Source organism: Dyadobacter sediminis, from assembly GCF_005860765.1.
Lineage (GTDB): Bacteria > Bacteroidota > Bacteroidia > Cytophagales > Spirosomataceae > Dyadobacter > Dyadobacter sediminis.
This window is the reverse complement of the sequence record NZ_VCEI01000011.1, coordinates 1,013,716-1,032,777: the sequence shown is the minus strand read 5'-3', so window position 1 is coordinate 1,032,777 and position 19,062 is coordinate 1,013,716. Positions and strand designations below refer to the sequence as shown.

Annotated in this window: 11 protein-coding genes; 3 read left to right on the top strand and 8 right to left on the bottom strand. The window is 47.3% G+C overall.

The features are described 5' to 3' along the window. Positions 1-114: 114 nt before the first annotated feature. The 5 genes from FEM55_RS04995 to iolB all read right to left on the bottom strand — a co-directional run bounded on the left by FEM55_RS04995 (position 115) and on the right by iolB (position 6,796). Positions 115-1,728 carry a sodium/sugar symporter gene (locus FEM55_RS04995; RefSeq protein ID WP_138280184.1) on the bottom strand — a complete coding sequence of 538 codons (1,614 nt, stop codon included), beginning with the start codon at positions 1,726-1,728 and terminating at the stop codon, positions 115-117. A gap of 228 nt (positions 1,729-1,956) precedes the next feature. Next, positions 1,957-2,985, bottom strand: coding sequence for an inositol 2-dehydrogenase (iolG, locus tag FEM55_RS04990; protein ID WP_138280183.1), 1,029 nt, complete (start codon positions 2,983-2,985; stop codon positions 1,957-1,959). Positions 2,986-3,155: 170 nt separating this feature from the next. Further along, positions 3,156-4,622 carry a CoA-acylating methylmalonate-semialdehyde dehydrogenase gene (locus tag FEM55_RS04985; RefSeq protein WP_138280182.1) on the bottom strand — a complete coding sequence of 489 codons (1,467 nt, stop codon included), beginning with the start codon at positions 4,620-4,622 and terminating at the stop codon, positions 3,156-3,158. A 60-nt stretch (positions 4,623-4,682) separates the two neighbouring features. Then, a complete protein-coding gene (gene iolC, locus FEM55_RS04980; RefSeq protein ID WP_138280181.1) occupies positions 4,683-5,693 on the bottom strand; it encodes a 5-dehydro-2-deoxygluconokinase in 1,011 nt (336 codons plus the stop codon). Positions 5,694-5,929: 236 nt separating this feature from the next. Beyond that, positions 5,930-6,796: a 5-deoxy-glucuronate isomerase gene (gene iolB, locus FEM55_RS04975; protein ID WP_138280180.1), complete on the bottom strand. Its 867-nt coding sequence runs from the start codon at positions 6,794-6,796 to the stop codon at positions 5,930-5,932. A gap of 128 nt (positions 6,797-6,924) precedes the next feature. Here iolB and FEM55_RS04970 point away from each other — a divergent pair, with 128 nt between their 5' ends. The 3 genes from FEM55_RS04970 (at position 6,925) to FEM55_RS04960 (ending at position 11,106) form a co-directional block, all read left to right on the top strand. Then, entirely contained in the window at positions 6,925-7,956 is a 1,032-nt protein-coding gene (locus tag FEM55_RS04970) for a LacI family DNA-binding transcriptional regulator (RefSeq protein ID WP_138280179.1), read from the top strand. A gap of 35 nt (positions 7,957-7,991) precedes the next feature. Continuing rightward, the gene (locus tag FEM55_RS04965) at positions 7,992-8,570 is read left to right on the top strand and encodes an O-methyltransferase (RefSeq protein ID WP_138280178.1); all 579 of its coding nucleotides are present in this window, start codon (positions 7,992-7,994) and stop codon (positions 8,568-8,570) included. Between the two features lie 148 nt (positions 8,571-8,718). Continuing rightward, positions 8,719-11,106 (top strand): ABC transporter permease, encoded by a 2,388-nt coding sequence (locus tag FEM55_RS04960; RefSeq protein WP_138280177.1) that lies wholly within the window; start codon positions 8,719-8,721, stop codon positions 11,104-11,106. 190 nt (positions 11,107-11,296) lie between these two features. Here the strand turns inward: FEM55_RS04960 and FEM55_RS04955 are convergent, their stop codons facing one another. The 3 genes from FEM55_RS04955 to FEM55_RS04945 form a co-directional block, all read right to left on the bottom strand. Further along, complete coding sequence (locus FEM55_RS04955) at positions 11,297-12,991, bottom strand: RagB/SusD family nutrient uptake outer membrane protein (protein WP_138280176.1); 1,695 nt, start codon at positions 12,989-12,991, stop codon at positions 11,297-11,299. Between the two features lie 10 nt (positions 12,992-13,001). Next, a complete protein-coding gene (locus FEM55_RS04950; RefSeq protein ID WP_229209095.1) occupies positions 13,002-16,103 on the bottom strand; it encodes a SusC/RagA family TonB-linked outer membrane protein in 3,102 nt (1,033 codons plus the stop codon). 408 nt (positions 16,104-16,511) lie between these two features. Next, on the bottom strand, positions 16,512-19,055 hold the full coding sequence (locus FEM55_RS04945) for an ABC transporter permease (protein WP_138280175.1): 2,544 nt from the start codon (positions 19,053-19,055) through the stop codon (positions 16,512-16,514). Positions 19,056-19,062 lie beyond the last annotated feature (7 nt).

The window sequence follows — 19,062 nt, the reverse complement described above, 5'->3', positions numbered from 1 at the left end:
TACTCACATTTTACAATTCACAATCTAAAAATCAATCTTACATTCATTCACTACTCACCTAAAAGCCAATCGCTAACAGCTAATCGCCCAAAGCTAATTGCCAACAGCCAAACCCTACCAAAACACCGTATACAACGCCGCAATAACGCCGCAGATCATGATGGATCCGACAACAAAACTTTTTCCCGGCCTGAACATGGATTCGTCTATCGCCAGACCTTTTTCGTTATGCTTGCTGCGTGGGTCCGCAAGTGTCATAATAATGATAATGACAGAAAGAATCAGGAAAATGATTCCCATGCGGTCCAGAAACGGAATTTCAGGAGCCAGGTATTTGCCGGCCGTGGAAAGCGGAATCGTAAGCAAGGCCGCAGTAAGTGCCGAAGCAGAAGTAGTCCTTTTCCAGAACATGCCGAAAATAAATATGGCAAAAACCCCGGGCGTAATAAAGCTGCTGTATTCTTGAATAAACTGATACGCCTGATCCAGAACCCGCAACTGCGGCGCAATGAGCATGGCAATGCCCATGGCTACGTAAATGCAGTAACGGCCAATTCGCACAAGCTGCTTTTCACTGGCATGCGGCGCAATGTACTGTTTGTAAATATCCAGCGTGAAAATCGTCGAGATACTGTTTGCCTTTCCGGCGAGCGAGGCCACAATGGCAGCGGTGAGTGCCGCAAAAGCAATTCCTTTTAATCCGGCTGGGAGCAGGTTCAGCAGAACCGGGTATGCGTGATCGGGTTTTACAACGCCGGCTGCATCCAGCATTTCCTGCTGGAACATGCCGTTCTGGTACAAAACGTAAGCAGAAATGCCCGGAATAACAACAATGATCGGAATGAGCAGTTTCAGAAGTGCTGCAAACAAAATCCCTTTTCGAGCCGTTGGCAAATCCGCGCCTAGACTTCGCTGAATGATATACTGGTTACAGCCGAAATACGCAAGATTGTTAATCCACATAGCGCCGATAATCACCGATAAACCCGGAAGGTCCTTGTAAAACGGGTTGTCTTTGGGTAAAATCATGTGAAAATGCGAATCCGCCTGTTCTTTCAGCAAGCCAAGTGCATTGAATAATCCGGGTCTGTTGAAATGCGTTGAAACAAGGTCAAGCGCCAGATAAGTAGTCGCCAGACCGCCCAAAACAAGTACAATAACCTGAACAACATCCGTATAGCCAATGACTTTCATGCCTCCGATGGTGATGATCACCGCAAATATTCCCAGACCGACGATTCCATAGGTAAAATCAAACCCGGCGGTTACTTCCAGCGCGAGCGCACCCAGATAAAGGATCGAAGTCAGGTTTACAAAAACGTAAAGCAAAAGCCAGAAAACGGCCATAATGGTTGCAACCGTCGGATTGTACCGCTGCCGCAAGAACTGAGGCATGGTGTAAATCCTGTTTTTAAGATAAACGGGCAGGATAAACAAAGCCACAACAATCAGCGATGCCGCCGCCATCCATTCGTAGGACGAAATGGCCAGTCCGATTGCAAAACCCGAGCCCGACATGCCGATAAAATGTTCGGCGGAAATGTTGGAAGCAATAATGGAAGCACCGATTGCCCAGAAAGTGAGTGAGCCCTCCGCCAGAAAATAATCCGTCGAGCTTACTTCTTTGGATGATTTTTTTCGGTAAATCCAGTAACCGTAAGCTGAAATGCCTATCAGGTAAATAAAGAAAACAACATAATCCAGCGATTGCAAACCGGTATTGGACATTGGAGCGGGTTAGTTTAACAGAACGAATTTTGATCAGATCTTGTAAGTAATCAATCGTTTATTGATCGGCAGGTCAATTTCAACAGCAATTAAGCCATCCTGATCCGAGAACATTTGCAGATTGATGTCGCTTCAAACTTATAAACTTTCTTAACATTTTCTAACACGTAAACACCGGCTTCCGTTACAGTCTGCGTTTACAAGCAGAGCAATCCATGCATTTTGATTTCAGACAACGGCATACTGCAGAATTTCGTCCAGCCTGACGCTTCGTCCTTCGGTCAGCGACTTCATGGCTGCAATCCCGATAGCCGTTGCCATAAGCCCGTCATGGGCATCCACCGGCGAAGGCGTATCGTTCAAAACACAGTCGATAAAAGATTTCAGGCAAACGCGGTATGCGGTTTCATATCTTTCGAGGAAAAAGTGCAGCGGCAATGAAGTATGCCCGCCTTCACTGTCAAAATGCACAAGTGTGTCGGCTGTATTGTTTTCCGCTTTTGCCATTCCTCTGGAACCGAAAATTTCCAGTCGCTGATCGTACCCGTAAACAGCTTTGCGGCTGTTGTCGATAACGCCAATGGCACCGTTTTCAAAAGTCAGAACGATAACTGCCGTGTCTATATCGCCGAATTCCTTTATTTCCGGATGAATGAGCGCGTCGCCTTTTACAAAAACTTCTTTCACTTCGCTGCCGACCATATAACGCGCCATATCGAAATCATGAATGGACATGTCGAGAAAAATGCCGCCGGAAATTTTCAGGTATTCAACCGGCGGAGGAGCGGGGTCACGGCTTGTGATTCTCAGGATATGCGGATCGCCGATTTTGTTGGCTTTGACAAGATTTCTGACATTGCTGAAATTGGCATCAAAACGGCGGTTGAAGCCGAGCATCAGTTTTACCTTGTTTTCAGTAACTGCTTTTTCCGCTGCCTGAATGGCTTCCAGCGTTACATCCAGCGGTTTTTCACAGAATACATGCTTTTTCTGCTGTGCTGCAGCAACCGTATACGGCACATGAAACGGGGTAGGCGAGCAGATAATAACCGCTTCTACGTCCGGATGATTAATGACGTCGTATGCATCCGTTGTTACATTGGCAACACCCAGATTCTGCGCAAATGCATGCGATGCGGGCGAAAGGTCAGAAGCAATAATTACTTCTGCATCAGGCATATGGTGTACAAGGTTGCTGAGATGGATCTGCCCGATCCGGCCCAGGCCGATAACACCCGTTTTTAATTTTCTTGACATTTGAGGTTGGTATTTTTTATATTGACAATAGTTGCTTATAGCTGTTGGCTGTTAGCTTTTAGCAAAAGTCATTCAGTAGTTTGCCACTGGTTCTCAGCCGTTTTTCTCAACGAAAAACACATTAAGTAATAGCTAATGGGCAACAGCTAATAGCCAACAGCCAACAGCCATCAGAATTTTCTGTTCCATTCTTTCAGCCATCGCTCGATCACTACTTTGGTCTGCGTGAAGAATTCGACTGCGTGTTTTCCCTGACCGTGTAAATCTCCGTAGAAGCTTTCTTTCCAGCCTGAAAAAGGGAATTGTGCCACCGGAGCTGCAACACCGATATTGATGCCGATGTTACCCGCTTCTGCTTCGTGACGGAATTTGCGGGCGTTGGAACCGCTGCTTGTGAAGACACAAGCCATATTGCCGTATTTGCCTGAGTTGATAAACCGGATAGCTTCATCAATCGTATGAATATGGACAAGACTTAAAACAGGTCCGAAAATTTCTGTGGCAGCCAGTTCGCCGTCGAGCGGAATGTCTTCTATGATAGTCGGGTTAATGAAATTTCCATTTTCAAAACCTTCAACAGTGGCGTTCCGGCCGTCAACGAGCAGTCTTCCGCCTTCGCTTAATCCTTTATCGATCAGGGTTTGTACACGGTTTTTGCTTTCTGCTGTAATTACCGGGCCCATTTGTACGTCGCTTTCCAGACCGAAACCCGTTTTTCTTGCTTTTGCAGATTCAACAAGACTTTCGGTAATGTCTTTATGTTCGCCGACGGTTATGATCGTGGAAGCGGCCAGGCAACGCTGACCCGCGCAGCCGTAAACACTGTCGATGACAATCTGGGAAGTCATTTCAATATCGGCATCGGGTAAAACGATAACCGGATTTTTGGCTCCGCCCTGTGCCTGAACGCGTTTCCCGTTTGCAGCACCTTTGGAGTAAACGTATTTGGCAACGCCGGAAGAACCCACAAAACTGATGCCTTTGATAGCCGGATGTTCCAGAATGGCATCCACCGTTTCCCGCGCACCCTGCACAAGGTTCAGAACACCTTTGGGAAGATCAAGCTGCTCCATAATGCCGACGATTTTTGTCATTGTCAGCGGCACTTTTTCCGAAGGTTTGATGATGTAACTGTTCCCGCAGGCCAGCGCATACGGCAGAAACCAGAACGTGATCATACCCGGAAAGTTGAAAGGCGCAATGCAGGCACAAACGCCCAGCGGCTGCCGGATCATGTATTCATCAATACCTTTGGCAATATCTTCCGAAAACTCGCCCTGCATCATGGCCGGCATGCCGCAGGCATTTTCCACGTTTTCAATGGCGCGCACCATTTCAGCTTTTGCTTCCAGAAAAGTTTTTCCGGATTCCAGCGTGATGGTTTTTGCAATGTCATCCAGGTTATTTTCCAGCAACGTTTTCAGTTTGAACAAATACTGGACTCGTTTTGAAACGGGCGTGCTTCTCCATTCCTGAAATCCCTTTTCAGCAGCTTCGGCCGCGTCGGAAACGTCTTTTGCATTACCGTAAGGTACCTGCGCAAGCACTTCCTGACTAGCGGGGTTAAGCACATTTTCGTAATGTTCCGAATGGCTTTCAACCCACTGCCCGTTGATGTAATTTTTTAACTTTTCCATTGAATTTGGTATCGGTAATTTAATGTTTGGTTCTATTTCGCCAGCGCATCCGGAGCTTTTTTACAATCCGCCGTAACCAGCGACAAAATCCATCACTTCCTGATATGCAGGCATAAAATTGGCGCAGCCTTCGCGTGTTACAATGATTGCGCCGCAGGCATTTCCCATTCTTACGCTTTTGTACAAATCCCATCCGCTCAGCAGCCCGTATGAAAATCCGGCGCAGAAAGCGTCGCCGGCGCCGAGCACGTTCAGCACTTCCACCGGAAATCCGGGCACTTTGATTTCCGCTTTGTCAGGCTGGAATATGGAAGCGCCGTCTTTTCCTCTTTTTACAACGAGTGTTTCCACACCGGATTCCAGTATTTCCTGAATGGCATTTTCGATATTGCCGCGAATTTCAGGAGCGGAAATCTGCTGGTGCTTGATCAGCAGTTGTTCCTTGTCCGTCAGGAAAGTGGCCAGGATTTCTTCTTCGGTACCCACCACAATGTTAAAGCTGCTCAGTGCCGCCCGGATCGTTACGCCGAATGCGCGCGGGTCAAACCACTGATCGGCACGAAAATCAATGTCCAGCAAACGGGTTACCTGATTCTTTTTGGCAAGTTCCAATGCGTAAAACATGGCTGTCCGGCTGGGATCTTTGCTGAAAGCGGTTCCTGAAAAAGCCGCTGCCCTGAAATCCTGAAAAGGAATGGCGGCAACATGATCGATATTTAAATGAATATCAGCGCAGTTTTCACGATAATATACCAGCGGGAATTTGTCCGGCGGCTCAATGCCCAGCACAACGGCCGAACTTCTCGTTCCTTCAATCGTCGGGACCCAATCCGTAACAATGCCTTCCTGATCCAGAAAATGCTTGATAAAATTTCCGACCTGATCGTTTCCGACCCCGGTCAGAATGGCTGTATTCAGTCCAAGTCTCCGGCTGCCTGTGGCAATATTCAGCGGACAACCGCCCACAAATGCATTGAACGCTTCGATTTTCTCAAACGGACTTCCGACATTGGCGGAATACAGATCAATGGATGAGCGGCCAAGCGTTAGCAAATCGTATTTTCTGGTCATTTTTAGCGGTTGGCTTTTAGCTGTTGGCTGTTGGGTGTGAAATGTAAATTGTAAAATGCGAAACGTGAGATGGGAAATGTTGGCTATTAGTCATGCGTTGTCATGAATTGTGTTTGGGTACATGTTATTTATGAAAAGCTAAAAGGCTGATTGGTAAAACCAACAATGTATGACAGAAAGATAAACGCCAGCTATCAATCGATAAATACTAACAGCCAATCGCTAACAGCTATTAGCTAAAAGCCATTCATTTCTGCGGTAACAATCGGCAGTCTCGGATCGGAGCCGGCCCAGGTTCCGTAGATCCAGTCGTGGTCCGGGTCGGAGGTATTGGCCAGCGACTGATCGCTTCCTGCAAGGAAATTGAGGTAATAAACATGGTAACCGTGGCCGGCCACAACCGGATGATAACCTTTGGGAACCAGAACGGCCTCGTTGTTTTTTACTCTTACAATCTCATCCAGCGAACGGTCATCTGTATAAACCTGCTGAATGGCGTAGCCCTGCGGCTTGTCAATTTTATAAAAATAGATTTCTTCGAGATTGGCTTCCAGCAGCGTTCCGTCTTCGCTCACTTTTCGTTCGTCGTGCTTGTGAGCAGGAAATGAACTCCAGTTGCCCGAAGGCGTATATACCTCCACGCAAACGATTTTGTGACAATCGAATCCCGGTTCCAGCAAGCTGTTGATCTGGCGGTTGGCATTGTCGCCGCCGCGGTATTCAATGGCGGCCTCTTCCGGGCGTTTCATGCGCGGCGGATGATCTTCGTCCGTAGCGACCTTGCAGATAGCGATGTCCGTTCCGGCAGACTGAGCCGTTAAGGTGAAAGCCGTATTTCGTGACAAATACATGGCGTGCCCGATTCCGCTGAATACATCCTTGCGTCCGTTGCGCGTTTCCCATGTCTGGCCGGCGGCCTCCACTTTGAAATTTCCGCTCAAAAGCACGATGCAATACTCGTAATCTCCGGTATTTGCAGAAAATTGTTCCTTTTCCTCCAGTACTTTCGCCTCGAAGTTTAAATAAGTCCAGCCCGCTTGCTCGCTGGTCAGAGAATGATAAGTCTTGTTACCGGATTGCGGTTTGATCAGAAGATTGCTCATTGCAGGTTATTCCATTTCATTTGCACAATGATAGTGTGGTATAAATTAAACACAAAATGTAAATATGTTTATATTGAATGCAAACGTTTGAAAAAATTTATAATATTTAATTGCCATAATTCAAGAAAATGAATTCCACCCGTCCCGTTACGATCAAAGATATTGCACGTCGCTTCCGCTGTTCGCCGTCCACGGTTTCAAGAGCATTGAACGACCATCCGGCAATCAATGAAGACACCCGGAAAAACATTCAGGAATATGCCCGCGAGGTCGGATATCAGCGGAATGAAGTTTCGCTCAGCCTGCTGAACAAAAAAACCGCCTTGCTCGGCGTCGTGGTGCCGACGATCAGCAACTATTATGAAACGGCTGTTATTGAAGGACTTCATTCCGTTTTACAACCCATGGGCTACACGCTGAATATTTGCGTCACCAATGAAAATTATCTGCTTGAAAAAGAGTATTTGTCCCGGCTGCTTTCCAACCGTGCGGAAGGGATTTTCTTGTCTGTTTCGCAGGAAACGTATGATTCCGGTTATTATGAGCATCTTGAAAACGTAATCCAGCGAAAAACGCCATTGATCTTTATTGACCGCGAATACGAGGATTTTGAAACCAGCCGGGCCACTGTAGACGATTATCACGGTGCTTTTGCCGCAGTGGAACATCTGATCAATATCGGTTACAAACAGATTGCACATCTGAAAGGCCCGAACGGGCTGACCGTTTCGGAACAGCGGTTCCGAGGGTACAAGGATTGTCTGCAGAAACATGACATGCCTGTCCGTGAAGAACTGATCATCAATACCAATTTTCAGGTGGAAAGTGCCATTGTGCCTACCAAAAGGCTTCTGGACATGGCTTTGCCGCCGGATGCCATTTTTGGTGTAAACGATCAGGTTGCCATTGGTGCCATGCGGGTTGTAAAAGACAAAGGACTCCGGATTCCGCAGGATATCGGTTTGGTCGGTTTTGACAATTCCCCTATTTCCGCTTATATTTTTCCTTCGCTGACAACGGTAAGCCGGCCGGGTAGGAAGATCGGGATGGAAGCATCGAGGCTTTTCCTGAATCAGGTGAACGGCTCCGGTGATTTCCTGCACGAAAGCATTGTGCTGCCTTCGGAGCTGATTATCAGGGAATCGTCCTTGCGGTTTTAACTTTTGGAACAGAAAATACCTAACCATTTGCAATCATGACAGAAGAAATCAATCAGCCTTTTCCTGCAACTTACAGCCAAATTGATGAAGCTACGAAGCAATCGGGTTTTACGATGGCTTCGGATGTGCTTACGTGCTCACTTTTGCGGACTTTGGCAGCCACAAAGCCAGTCGGGAAATTTCTTGAACTCGGCACCGGAACCGGACTTTCCACCGCATGGATCCTCAGCGGTATGGATCCGCATTCCACGTTGGTTTCCATTGACAATGAACGTAAATTTCTTGACATCGCTGATCAATTTCTCGGCAATGACAAACGGTTGAAATTGCTTCATGCCGACGGTGAAAAATGGGTCAATGACAATCGGAATGAAAAATACGACTACATTTTTGCGGATACATGGCATGGTAAATACCTGCTTCTGGACGAAGTGCTTGCAATGCTGAATGTCGGCGGGCTTTATATTATCGACGACATGCTGCCGCAGTCCAACTGGCCGGAAGGACATCAGCAAAAAGCAACGGATCTTGTAAAAAAGCTGGAAGCCAGAACAGATCTGATTCTTACCAAGCAGGTCTGGGCGACGGGAATCATCATTGCAGTAAAAAAGTAAGCAGGCTGTTTTTTTGGTTAAAACCGGACAAATCCTGTTCGTTACCGTACAGGTACTGACGCTTGAACATGCCTTTTCGAGCTGTATGGAGTGTTTACAGCCTGTGGCATGAGAATTAGGAATTCTTGCATTTTAAATGTGATTTCTTATGCTGCAGAACTACCTTAAGATTACTTTACGCAATCTGGCGCGTAACAAGACGTACAGCCTGCTTATTTTGACAGGGCTGGCAACTGGTATGACGTGCGCTATTGCATTGTGGCTTTATGTTCGTGATGAGCTGAGTTTTGACCGGTATCATCCGCACGCCGACTGCATTTACAGGATTAACCTGAATATCAAATGGTCCGAAAACCAGTTTAATATGGGTATTTCTTCCTCGCCGTTCGGACCGGCCTTGCAGCAGGAGTATCCCGAAATCCGTAAAACTTTACGTGTCAAAAAGGGCAGTGAAATAGTCAGGACGGAAAATAAAGCGGTTAACATCAAAGAAATTATCTATGCAGATTCAACATTGTTCTCCTTTTTTGATTACCCATTCAAAGCGGGCAACGCAAGGACAGCCTTAGTCAGACCGGGCCATATCGTCCTGACTGAAAAACTGGCATTGATTCTGTTTGGCAAAGTTTCCGGTGTGGTTGGTAAAACAGTCATTGTAAAAGAAAATATTCCACTCACCGTATCAGCCGTAATCAGCGCAGTACCGGCTAATCACCATCTGGCTTTTGAAGCAATATTGCCTTATTTCAACCGGGAAGTCAGCGCGATGGATCCTGACAAATGGGACAGTTTCAACACCATGACTTACGTAATGCTGGATCATCCCGAATCGGTTAATGGCCTTACTGCCAAAATGCCTGCTTTTTACAAGAAATACATAGCAAAAACAATTGGCGATAACGGCGAATCAAATGTCAGTTTTCAGATTTCCTATCAGCCTTTGAGCGACATACATCTGCGTTCCACGCATTTGCTTGGCGAAGAGAATGGAAGCAACATGCGTTACGTATACACATTTTCAGTAATCGGACTCTTTATCCTTCTGATCGCAGTTGTGAATTACGTTAATCTGGCTACTGCAAGGTCTATCGGCCGTGCAAAAGAAATAGGCGTAAGAAAAGCAGTCGGATCGCAGAGGTTTCAGCTGATCGCACAATTTCTGGCAGAATCCGTTTTCATGTCGTTCATGGCCTTGTTGCTGACAATCATTTTACTGAAAGTGCTGTTGCCCTTTTTCAATCAGATTGCAGGTAAAACGCTGGCTTTTGACTTGACGGACTTTAAAATGACCGGCCTGGTTCTGGGATTTACGTTCATAACCGGTTTGGTCAGTGGTTTTTACCCGGCCCTGATTTTATCCAGGTTCAAACCTGAAACCATACTCAAAGGCTCCGTTTCAGGAGCCGGGAACGGAGCCGTCCTGAGAAAATCCCTTGTTGTCGTGCAATTTGCCATTTCCATGATCATGATCATGGGTACCATTACGGTTTACCGCCAATTGCAGTTCATGCGGCATAAAGAACTGGGTTTTAACCAGCATCAGGTTATAACTTTGCCTCTGAAAGGAACCTTTGTGCAGCAGACCGCGGAAGTACTAAAAAGCAAACTGCTTCAGAATCCATTTATCAAAAATGTCAGCCTGACAAACGGCCTGATCGGTGAAAATCTCAACAACAAAACCTCTTTTTCATTTTACAGAAAAGGAGCGGAGCAGACAGTCAGTTCGGAGTATTTTTATGTGGATACCGAATTTCTGGATGTCTTGAAAATCCTCGTTCAGCAGGGACGTGCCTTTGCATCCGGTATCGACAATGAGAATTCCAGTTCCGTACTGGTAAATGAGGCCATGATGAAGCGACTGGGATGGAAAGATTACAAATCGGGATTGATTGAAATTGAAACCAGAAAAGTGCCCGTCACCGGCGTGATCAGTGATTTTCATCTGCGTTCCCTGCATAATCAGATCGAGCCTCTGGTGCTTTTGATAAAAAAAGAAAAATCGGATCATCTGCTGATCCGGGTAGCAGGGCATAACATTCCGGCGGCCATCGACTACATCAAAGATACTTTTAACAAAGTAAATGCCGGTCAGCCATTTGAATACGCATTTCTGGACCAGACCTTTGCCAAACAGTATGAAGCGGATGAACGCAAAAGCAGCTTGTTTCTGGCATTTTCTGTTATTGCCATCATTATAGCCTGTCTGGGGTTGTTCGGACTGGCTACTTTTACATCGGAGCAGCGAAGGAAAGAAATTGGTGTGCGCAAGGTTCTGGGCGCGTCCGTCGCAAGTGTGGTTACGCTGCTGAGTGCCGATTTTCTTAAACTTGTATTAATTGCAATCATCATTTCTGTACCGGCTGGCTGGTATGTCATGAAAACCTGGCTTCAGAGTTTTGCCTATAAAGCGGATCTTGTCTGGTGGATTTTTGCGCTTGCCGGCTTGCTCTCGGTTGCCGTTGCATTGCTGACCATCAGTTTTCAGAGCGTAAAAGCCGCATTAATGAACCCGGTAAAAAGCTTGCGGACCGAATAATTAATCAGGTAAAATAATAAAAGAGCAGCCAAACCATTGTTCCGGTCTGGCTGCTCTTTCAAATAAAATTCAGAATCAGTATTAAATCATAGTAAGTTGAAATTACAAGTTCTTATCATCTAGATCTGATCAAAAACGTATCCTCAAAGAGCCAACAGCTAATAGCCAATAGCTAATAGCTAACAGCCAATCAATACCCTTCATTCTGAACCAGATAACCCGGCGTATTGGAAGCCGCGTCGATGGCTGTCTGCGGAATCGGGAAAATTCTTTTTCTGACGTTTGAATCCGTTTTCTCCGTCCACTTTCCTTCGTACTTACCAAAACGGATCATATCCGTTCTGCGCAGCATTTCCCAGTAGAACTCAAATCCGCGCTCACGGAACAGCAGATCAAGGTCCATCGCAGTCAGCGCGGGAGGAGGCAAGGTTGCCGTGCGGGAAGCTCTTACCAGATTTACATCGGCAAGTGCGCCGGCAGCGTCGCCCGATTTGCGCAATTTTGCTTCGGCACGCATCATGTAAATATCCGCCAGACGCAGAATGACAATATCCGCTTCACCCCGGTTTCGACCCGTATTGGATTCCCGGCTGAACTCATACTTTTCCACGCGGTAACCTGAATTGTAGTTGCTGCCGGCAGTTGTAAAATCAATCAGCTCGGTAAAGTTCACGGCCAGTTCCGGCTTGCTGCGCGTTACATAGCCCAATTTTCCTACTTTCAGCTTTCCGTCCGGGCAGCGAAGAAATGCACCGTTTACGCGCAAAGCGCCATATTGCTGGCCTCTCAGAATGCCGCGGTTGATTTTATAATCCGCATCGTTCACACAAGTATCCGCCTGATTGGAGTAAATGGACATATTTTCCTGATAAAAGCGTGGATCACGTTTCGGGTCAACGGCGCCGTATGCCTGAACCCATGTACGGTAAAAATCGGATGTGATACCCGGTCCGTCCGTACCGTTTGCCAACGGATATTGCGCCAGAGGAAACTGGTCGCCGGAAATGGAAAAATAAGCCATCCGGTTATGACCGTTCAGGTCGGGACGCTGATCCACGGCAAAGAGCAGTTCTTCATTCGTATGGTTATCATTGCCGAAAATCGCAAAGTAATCGCTGGACAATTTAGCCTGTCCGGAAGTAATGATTTTATCACAATACTGGATTACCTTGTCCATGTCAGCCGCTGTAAAATCAAAAGTACTGCCGTAAATGTTGCGGTAAACCGGTGCATTCAGGTATAGTCTGGCCAGCAGACCCCAAACGGCAGCCTGATTCAGCCTTCCGGGACCAACTGCCGATTTCGGCTGGACAAGTGGCTCAATCGCAAGTAGTTCACTTTCGATGTACTTGACGGCCTCGTCGCCACGGATCACTTTGGAAGGCGTGTTGGAATCATCTTTTACGAACACAACACCAAACAAGTCCAGCGTCATCATGGAATAATACGCCCGCATGCCGCGCGCTTCCGCCAGGTATAGCGGCGCATTCGGCGACGAAAGGTTCGGCAAAGTTGTAATCGCCAGAATGGAACGTGAAATCGACTGGGCAAGATTGTCCCACGTACTTCTTACGTTGGGATCGGTACTGGTGGTGTTATGCGCATGCAGCGCAAGGTAAATCCCGTTATCGCCCCAGTCCGTTCCGCCGCGGTATGGCAAAATAGCTTCGTCCGTAGAAATTTCCTGAAGCGCGAAATAGGTTGTATGCTGAAAAATGTTCGGAAGCAGCGCATAAACCGGCGCAATAATGCCGTTGGCAGCTTCTTCGTCTGTCAGCGTTGTGCCCAGCGTTTCGTCCAGAACTTCTTCTTTCAGGTCTGTGCAGGAATTATTCAGAAACAAAATGCCGGCGAGTGTCAGCAGAATATGTATTTTCTTTTTCATTGTTAAAAAATTATAAGCCGATTGTTACACCAAAAATGACAGACTTTGCTTTCGGATAACTCATGTAGTCAATGCCGTAAGACGATATTCCGTTGATTTCACGGTTGTTGTTCACCTCGGGATCGTATCCGTTGTATTTCGTAAGCACAAACAGGTTCTGGCCTGTAACCGACAATCTTACACTTTGTACCCATTTGTTGATTCCCAATGCTGTCGTGTTGAGGTTATAGCCGAGCGCCAGGTTGTTAAGCCTGAAATAATTGCCGTTTTTAAGGTAACGTGTGGAAACCGGCGCGGAGTTGTTAACGGATTCTGCGGATTCGGCGAGTGCTTCTTTGGTAACATTCAGTCCTTTGGAAAGCCGGAGTTTGTAAAAGGCGGAGTTGGCCGTGTTGTCGTAAACCTTGTTCCCGGCAACGCCGTTGAAATTGGCTGTCAGATCAAAACCTTTGTATGCGATGTTACCGTTTACGCTGAACATTTTGGTCGGCAAAGCGGTGCCCGCGGCGATGCGGTCCTTGTCCGTAATGATGCCGTCGCCGTCCAGATCGCGGAATGAATTGATTCCGTTTTCATCAAAACCCGTCCACTCTTTCAGGAAAAATGTTCCGATCGGTTCGCCGTTGAGGTAGCCGTTGATGGTAGCCGAAGTAAGCCCGGAACCTTGCGCAGAACCCGAAGGAATAACCGAATAAGGGGAATTCTCAACGTTGTTTTTAATGAAAGTCACGTTACCGCCGATTTCGTAGCGCAGGCCGCTGCCCAGCACGCGGCGGAAGTTCAGATCCAATTCTGTTCCCTGATTTACGATTTTCATATCACCCACATTGGTCCAGTATGTGCCCGCCGGCTGAACCGGATCGGTCGGGATAACTTCCAGCAAAATATCTCTTGAAACTTTATGGAAATAATCAACGGCTCCGCTCAAAGCACCTTTGAACAACCCGAAATCAAGTCCTACGTCCGTTTGTGAGGAAACTTCCCACTGAATGTTCGGGTTCGCAAGCCGTGAATAGGAAGTTCCTGCCGGATACGTTCCGTTGTTGAAGATCGGGTAGCTTACGTTTCCTGCCGTTGAAGACGAAAACAGCGCCTGCGTGATTTTGGAAGGGATTTCCTGGTTTCCGGTACGGCCCCAGCCAGCTCTCAGTTTAAGATCGTTGAACGCGGAAGATTTCAGGAAATTCTCCTCCGAGATACGCCATCCTGCCGAGAAGGAAGGGAATACGCCGTATTTGTTGTTGCTTCCGAATTTGGAAGAACCATCCACGCGGACAGTCGCTGTCAGCAGATATTTATCGTTATACTGATAATTGATCCTGGAAAAGAAAGACTGAAGTTCGTTTCGCGTGGCACTTCCAGTCGGTCTGTTGTTCACCAGCGTAAGGTCCTGTCCAAGTCCGGGATTGTAAATCGGTTCAAGATCGGAAACCGGAAATTTATTGATGCTGGAAGTTCTGGTCTGGATAAAAAACCGTTGATATGAATGTCCGGCAAGGGCAGAGAAATTATGCTTGTTCTTGTCAAAAGTATAGGTAAGGTAATTTTCAATCAGCCTGTTGCTGTTGTTCTTGCTGATCGTTTCCAGGCGTCCGTCCTGCTGCGGTTCCAGATTGCCGAGCGACTGAATATCCTGAACAGAAGTCGTATTGTCAATCCCGAAATTCAGCTTGTAAACCAAACCTTTGATAATTGTTACCGAAGGAGAAATATTTCCGAGTACGCGGTTTGTAGTCGTAATGTCTTTTTCAAGGCCGAGCGTGATCAGCGGGTTTGTTCCGTCCTGATATTTGAACGGATTTCCGTTGGCATCATATGCCGGATAAGTCGGGTTGGCAGAAATCGCGCTTCCGATCAGAGACTGGATAGGAGGGCGCTCGTTGCGGATATTGGTGGCATTCAGGTTTACATCAATGCTGACGCGGTCATCAAGAATTTTCTGATTGATGTTGATCCTTCCGGTATAGCGGTTCAGCTGATTGTTTTTCAGGATACCTTCCTGCTTCTGTGCTCCGAAAGAGCCGAAATAGCTCAGCTTGTCCGTACCGCCGGCCAAGGAGACATTATGGTTCTGTGTCTGTGCCACGCGTGAGATTTCTTTTTGCCAGTCCGTATTGGCGCCTTTGTCAATAAGGCTTCCGTCCAGTCGCGGAACTTCGGTGCGGAACTCGTCGGCAGTCAGTACTTCCAGCGGCCTGGCCATTTTGGAAAAACCGATATTGCCGGAGTAAGTCACCATGGAACGGCCCGATTTGCCTTTTTTCGTAGTAATCAGGATTACCCCGTTTGCACCTCTGGAACCGTAAATGGCCGTTGCCGAAGCATCTTTCAGCACATCAATGGATTCGATATCCTGCGGGTTCAGAAAGCTCATCGGGTTCATGGCGCCGCCCGTCGCCGAATTGTCCAGCGCCATGCCGTCCACCACAAACAAAGGCGTGCTTCCGGAACGAACGCTGCCCGGTCCGCGAACAGCGATCTGTAACGCTGCGCCCGGCTCACCGGTTGCAGAAGTAACGTTTACACCGGCTACTTTTCCCTGAAAAAGCTGTTCAGGCGAATTGATAATCCCGGCATTGAAATCAGCGCTTTTCAGCGATTTTACCGAACCGGTTACATCCTTTTTTTCCGTGCTGCCATAACCTACAACAACGACTTCGTTCAGGCTGGAAGCCGATTCTTTCAGCTTGATTTCGATGGAACGGCTGTTTGCTTCCGTCAGTAGAAAGTTATTGACCGACTGTTTTTCATATCCTATGTAGCTGAATTCCAGATTGTATCTGGCATCTGTCTGCAAATTCGGGAAGCTGAAAACGCCGGATTCGTCAGTCGTAGCACCCTGTTTGTTGCCCCCGTTCACATCGGAAATGACAACCGTTACGCCCGGCAGTCCTTCCGCGGTGCCGTCGGTAAGCACTTTGCCGGTCAGTGTTATTTCCATTGACATGTGCATGCTCCGATGAACACGTTCTGCCGGTTTTTCAGGCGCAGGAATTTCAAAAGCCGGAGTTCCGGCCGATGCCCATGCATGCATGCTGCAGAGCATGGTCGCATGCAGCAGACAGCTTCGCATCCTTCCGGTTCTGACTGGTTGCGTTAAAGTTCGTTTCATAATTGTAAACTGATGGATTGAATTGAGTTAAATCTGTGAGTGTTCCGGATTGTGAAATCCTCGGGCAGTTGTTTTTGTACAAGAGTACAAATTGTATTTTTAAAATATTTATTATAAAAAGGAAGCGACGCCTTGCAAACGTTTGAAATTTTATGCAAACGTTTGAAATATTTTTAAGAATAAATTGTATGGGAATAATCCTGTTATTAAGAAGTAAAAGTAGTGATCATGATTCATTCCATGTTATTTTACGTCCAAAGCCATAAAGTGAGCTGCGGCGCGCAAAAATCGGATTTACAGGTTAATTATACTGTAATCCTGTTTTAACAAATTGTTAATTCCACAAACGGAAAATCGCGGGATTTTGCAGATTTCCAAGTTTCAGGGTTTGCTGTCTATGTTAATAATCTAGACATCCTGACGCAGAACTTCCAGCGGCGGCCGCGACAAAATACCGCGGCTGTTGACAAGTCCGATCAATACCGTCATCAGCGAAACGAACAGGAATACGGCAATTACCGGCCATGCATCAGGCTTGAATTCCGCTTCAAAACTGAACTTTGCCAGTGACCAGCTTCCGGCAAGCGAAAGCAGAATTCCCGTTAATGCGGCCAGTGAGCCGAGGAAAAAATATTCGAGTGCAGTAATGGCGAAAATCTGTTTCCGGCTGGCTCCCAGCGTCCTTAAAAGCACACTTTCCTGCAAGCGCTGGTATTTGCTGATCAGCACGGATGCAATGAGAACGATGATGCCGGTCAGGATGCTGAAACCCGCCATAAAACGGATTACAAAGCCTATCTTGTTAAAGATATCGTCCAGAACGCGCAGTACAAGTGCAAGGTCAATGATGGAAATGTTGGGAAACTGCCGTACGATGGCCTGCTGAAAAGAAGCGGACGTCTGCGGATCGGGCACATGCGTGAGCATCACATGAAACTGCGGCGCTTCCTCGAGCACGCCTTTTGGAAAAACTACCAGAAAATTCGTCTGGACTTCGCCCCAGTTAACTTCGCGGAAACTGGAAACGACCGTTGACATCATGGTTCCCTGCACATTAAAGACCATCGTATCGCCCAGTTCGATCCGGCTTCTGTTGGCAAAGCCTTCTTCGAGCGAAATCGGGATGAACGCAGAAGAAGGATGATAAACGCCCTGCCATTTTCCTTTGGTGATTTTTTCGGTGGAAGTCGTTGAGTCCCGGAAAGTAACGCGGTATTCCCGTCCGAAAATGCGCCGCGACTGTTCGGCTGTTGTATCGCCTTCAAAGTCGGCTGCAGTACGGCCATTGACTTCTTCCAGCCGCATGTTAACAATGGAAACGCTTTGATTAACCGGAACATGCTGTGCCTTTGCTATGGCAAGTACGGCTTCTTTCTGGTTATTCTGAATGTCAAAAAGGACAATGTTCGGCTGATTGCCGCTGGTGGAAAGCTGAACGCGCTGCAACAATATATCCTGTGTAAAAAACAACGTACAAACAAGCGCAGTCCCCAGTCCGATGGAAACGATCAGAATGGCCGTCTGGTTGTTGGGACGGTACAGATTGGCAAGTCCCTGCCGCCACAAATAACTCCATGAAGCCGGGAAGAACCTCCGCACAAGCCATGTAAGCAGACTTGCGGTTGCATAAAGTATCAGAAATGCACCCAGTATGCCACCGGTGAAAATCAGCGCTTCGGTCCACGTACGCATTTGCAGATAGGAAAACCCGAAAATGAACAGAACAATAAGACCGTATAATGCCCATGCAAGCGGATCTTTGGCAGGATTGGCCGCATCGGCTGAAGACCGGAGTACGTTCAACGGGGAAACCTTGCGAATGGAAACAAGCGGCGGCAGTGCAAACAAAATGGAAATCAGCACGCCAATGGCAAGTCCCTGCCCGATAGCCTGCCAGGAAATGTCCGTCGTGAGCTCAAACGGCAGAAAGTCTTTGATGACCAAAGGCAAAAACTGCTGGATTGCAGTGCCGAGGACAGCACCGAGTACGGATCCCAGAATGCCTATGCATGCGATCTGGATCACATAAATCAGAAATGCCTGCGAGGCTTTTACACCCAAACACCTTAATATGGCAATGGAACTGAGCTTTTCGCGGATGTAAATATGAATGGCGCTCGCCACGCCGATACAGCCAAGCAGCAATGCCACAAAACCGACCAACGCCAGAAACCGGGTCAAATCTTTGAAAGATCTTCCCGTATCTTCTTTTTGACCCTGCACGGTTTTGTAATCAAGATCGAATGCTTCGAATCGGGGTTCCAGTTTTTTGGCAAGTTTTTCAACATTTACATTCGCAGGAAATCTGAAATAATACCGATATGCAACGCGGCTGCCTTTCTGCATCAGTCCGGTCTGCTTAAGGTATTGCATCGGAATGTAAACCGTAGGCGCAACAGTGCTCGTCAGTCCCGTGGAGCCCGGTGCTTTTTCCAGAATTCCTGCAATGCCGAACGTTACTTCTCCGATTTTAATGGAATCCCCGACTTTCGCCTGATATTGCAGCATCAGCGCCTGATCCACCAAAGCTTCTTTTCTGGTGCGGAAGGTTTTTTCGGCCGTAACCGGAACCGTTTCGAACTTTCCGTAATAGGGATAACCGCCTTCCATGGCTTTTACCTGCGCAAGCCGGTTGCCGCCGCCTTTTGTAAAGTAGATCATGGACGCAAAGCTTCGTTCTTCCGAGCGGGTTTTGCTTAGGGAATCCACAAAGGCTTTGGATTTGCCTGTTACAGGTTTATTGCCGTACAATGCAAGATCAGCACCAATAAGCGTTGCAGCCTGTTCGTCAATGTTTTGTCTGAGGTTGTCGCCGAGTGAATAAATGGCAACCAGTGCAGCTATGCCAAGTATGATCGATGAAATAAACAGCAGCAGGCGTGAACGGTTTTTGCGGCTGTCGCGCCATGCCATTTGCAGCAGCCACGGAAAATTCAGTTTATTCTGATTCATTTTTTCT

Coding starts and splice junctions, on each gene's coding strand:
- FEM55_RS04995 (WP_138280184.1), bottom strand. CDS start 1,728: ATGTCCAATACCGGTTTGCAATCGCTGGATTATGTTGTTTTCTTTATT.
- iolG (WP_138280183.1), bottom strand. CDS start 2,985: ATGTCAAGAAAATTAAAAACGGGTGTTATCGGCCTGGGCCGGATCGGG.
- FEM55_RS04985 (WP_138280182.1), bottom strand. CDS start 4,622: ATGGAAAAGTTAAAAAATTACATCAACGGGCAGTGGGTTGAAAGCCAT.
- iolC (WP_138280181.1), bottom strand. CDS start 5,693: ATGACCAGAAAATACGATTTGCTAACGCTTGGCCGCTCATCCATTGAT.
- iolB (WP_138280180.1), bottom strand. CDS start 6,796: ATGAGCAATCTTCTGATCAAACCGCAATCCGGTAACAAGACTTATCAT.
- FEM55_RS04970 (WP_138280179.1), top strand. CDS start 6,925: ATGAATTCCACCCGTCCCGTTACGATCAAAGATATTGCACGTCGCTTC.
- FEM55_RS04965 (WP_138280178.1), top strand. CDS start 7,992: ATGACAGAAGAAATCAATCAGCCTTTTCCTGCAACTTACAGCCAAATT.
- FEM55_RS04960 (WP_138280177.1), top strand. CDS start 8,719: ATGCTGCAGAACTACCTTAAGATTACTTTACGCAATCTGGCGCGTAAC.
- FEM55_RS04955 (WP_138280176.1), bottom strand. CDS start 12,991: ATGAAAAAGAAAATACATATTCTGCTGACACTCGCCGGCATTTTGTTT.
- FEM55_RS04950 (WP_229209095.1), bottom strand. CDS start 16,103: ATGAAACGAACTTTAACGCAACCAGTCAGAACCGGAAGGATGCGAAGC.
- FEM55_RS04945 (WP_138280175.1), bottom strand. CDS start 19,055: ATGAATCAGAATAAACTGAATTTTCCGTGGCTGCTGCAAATGGCATGG.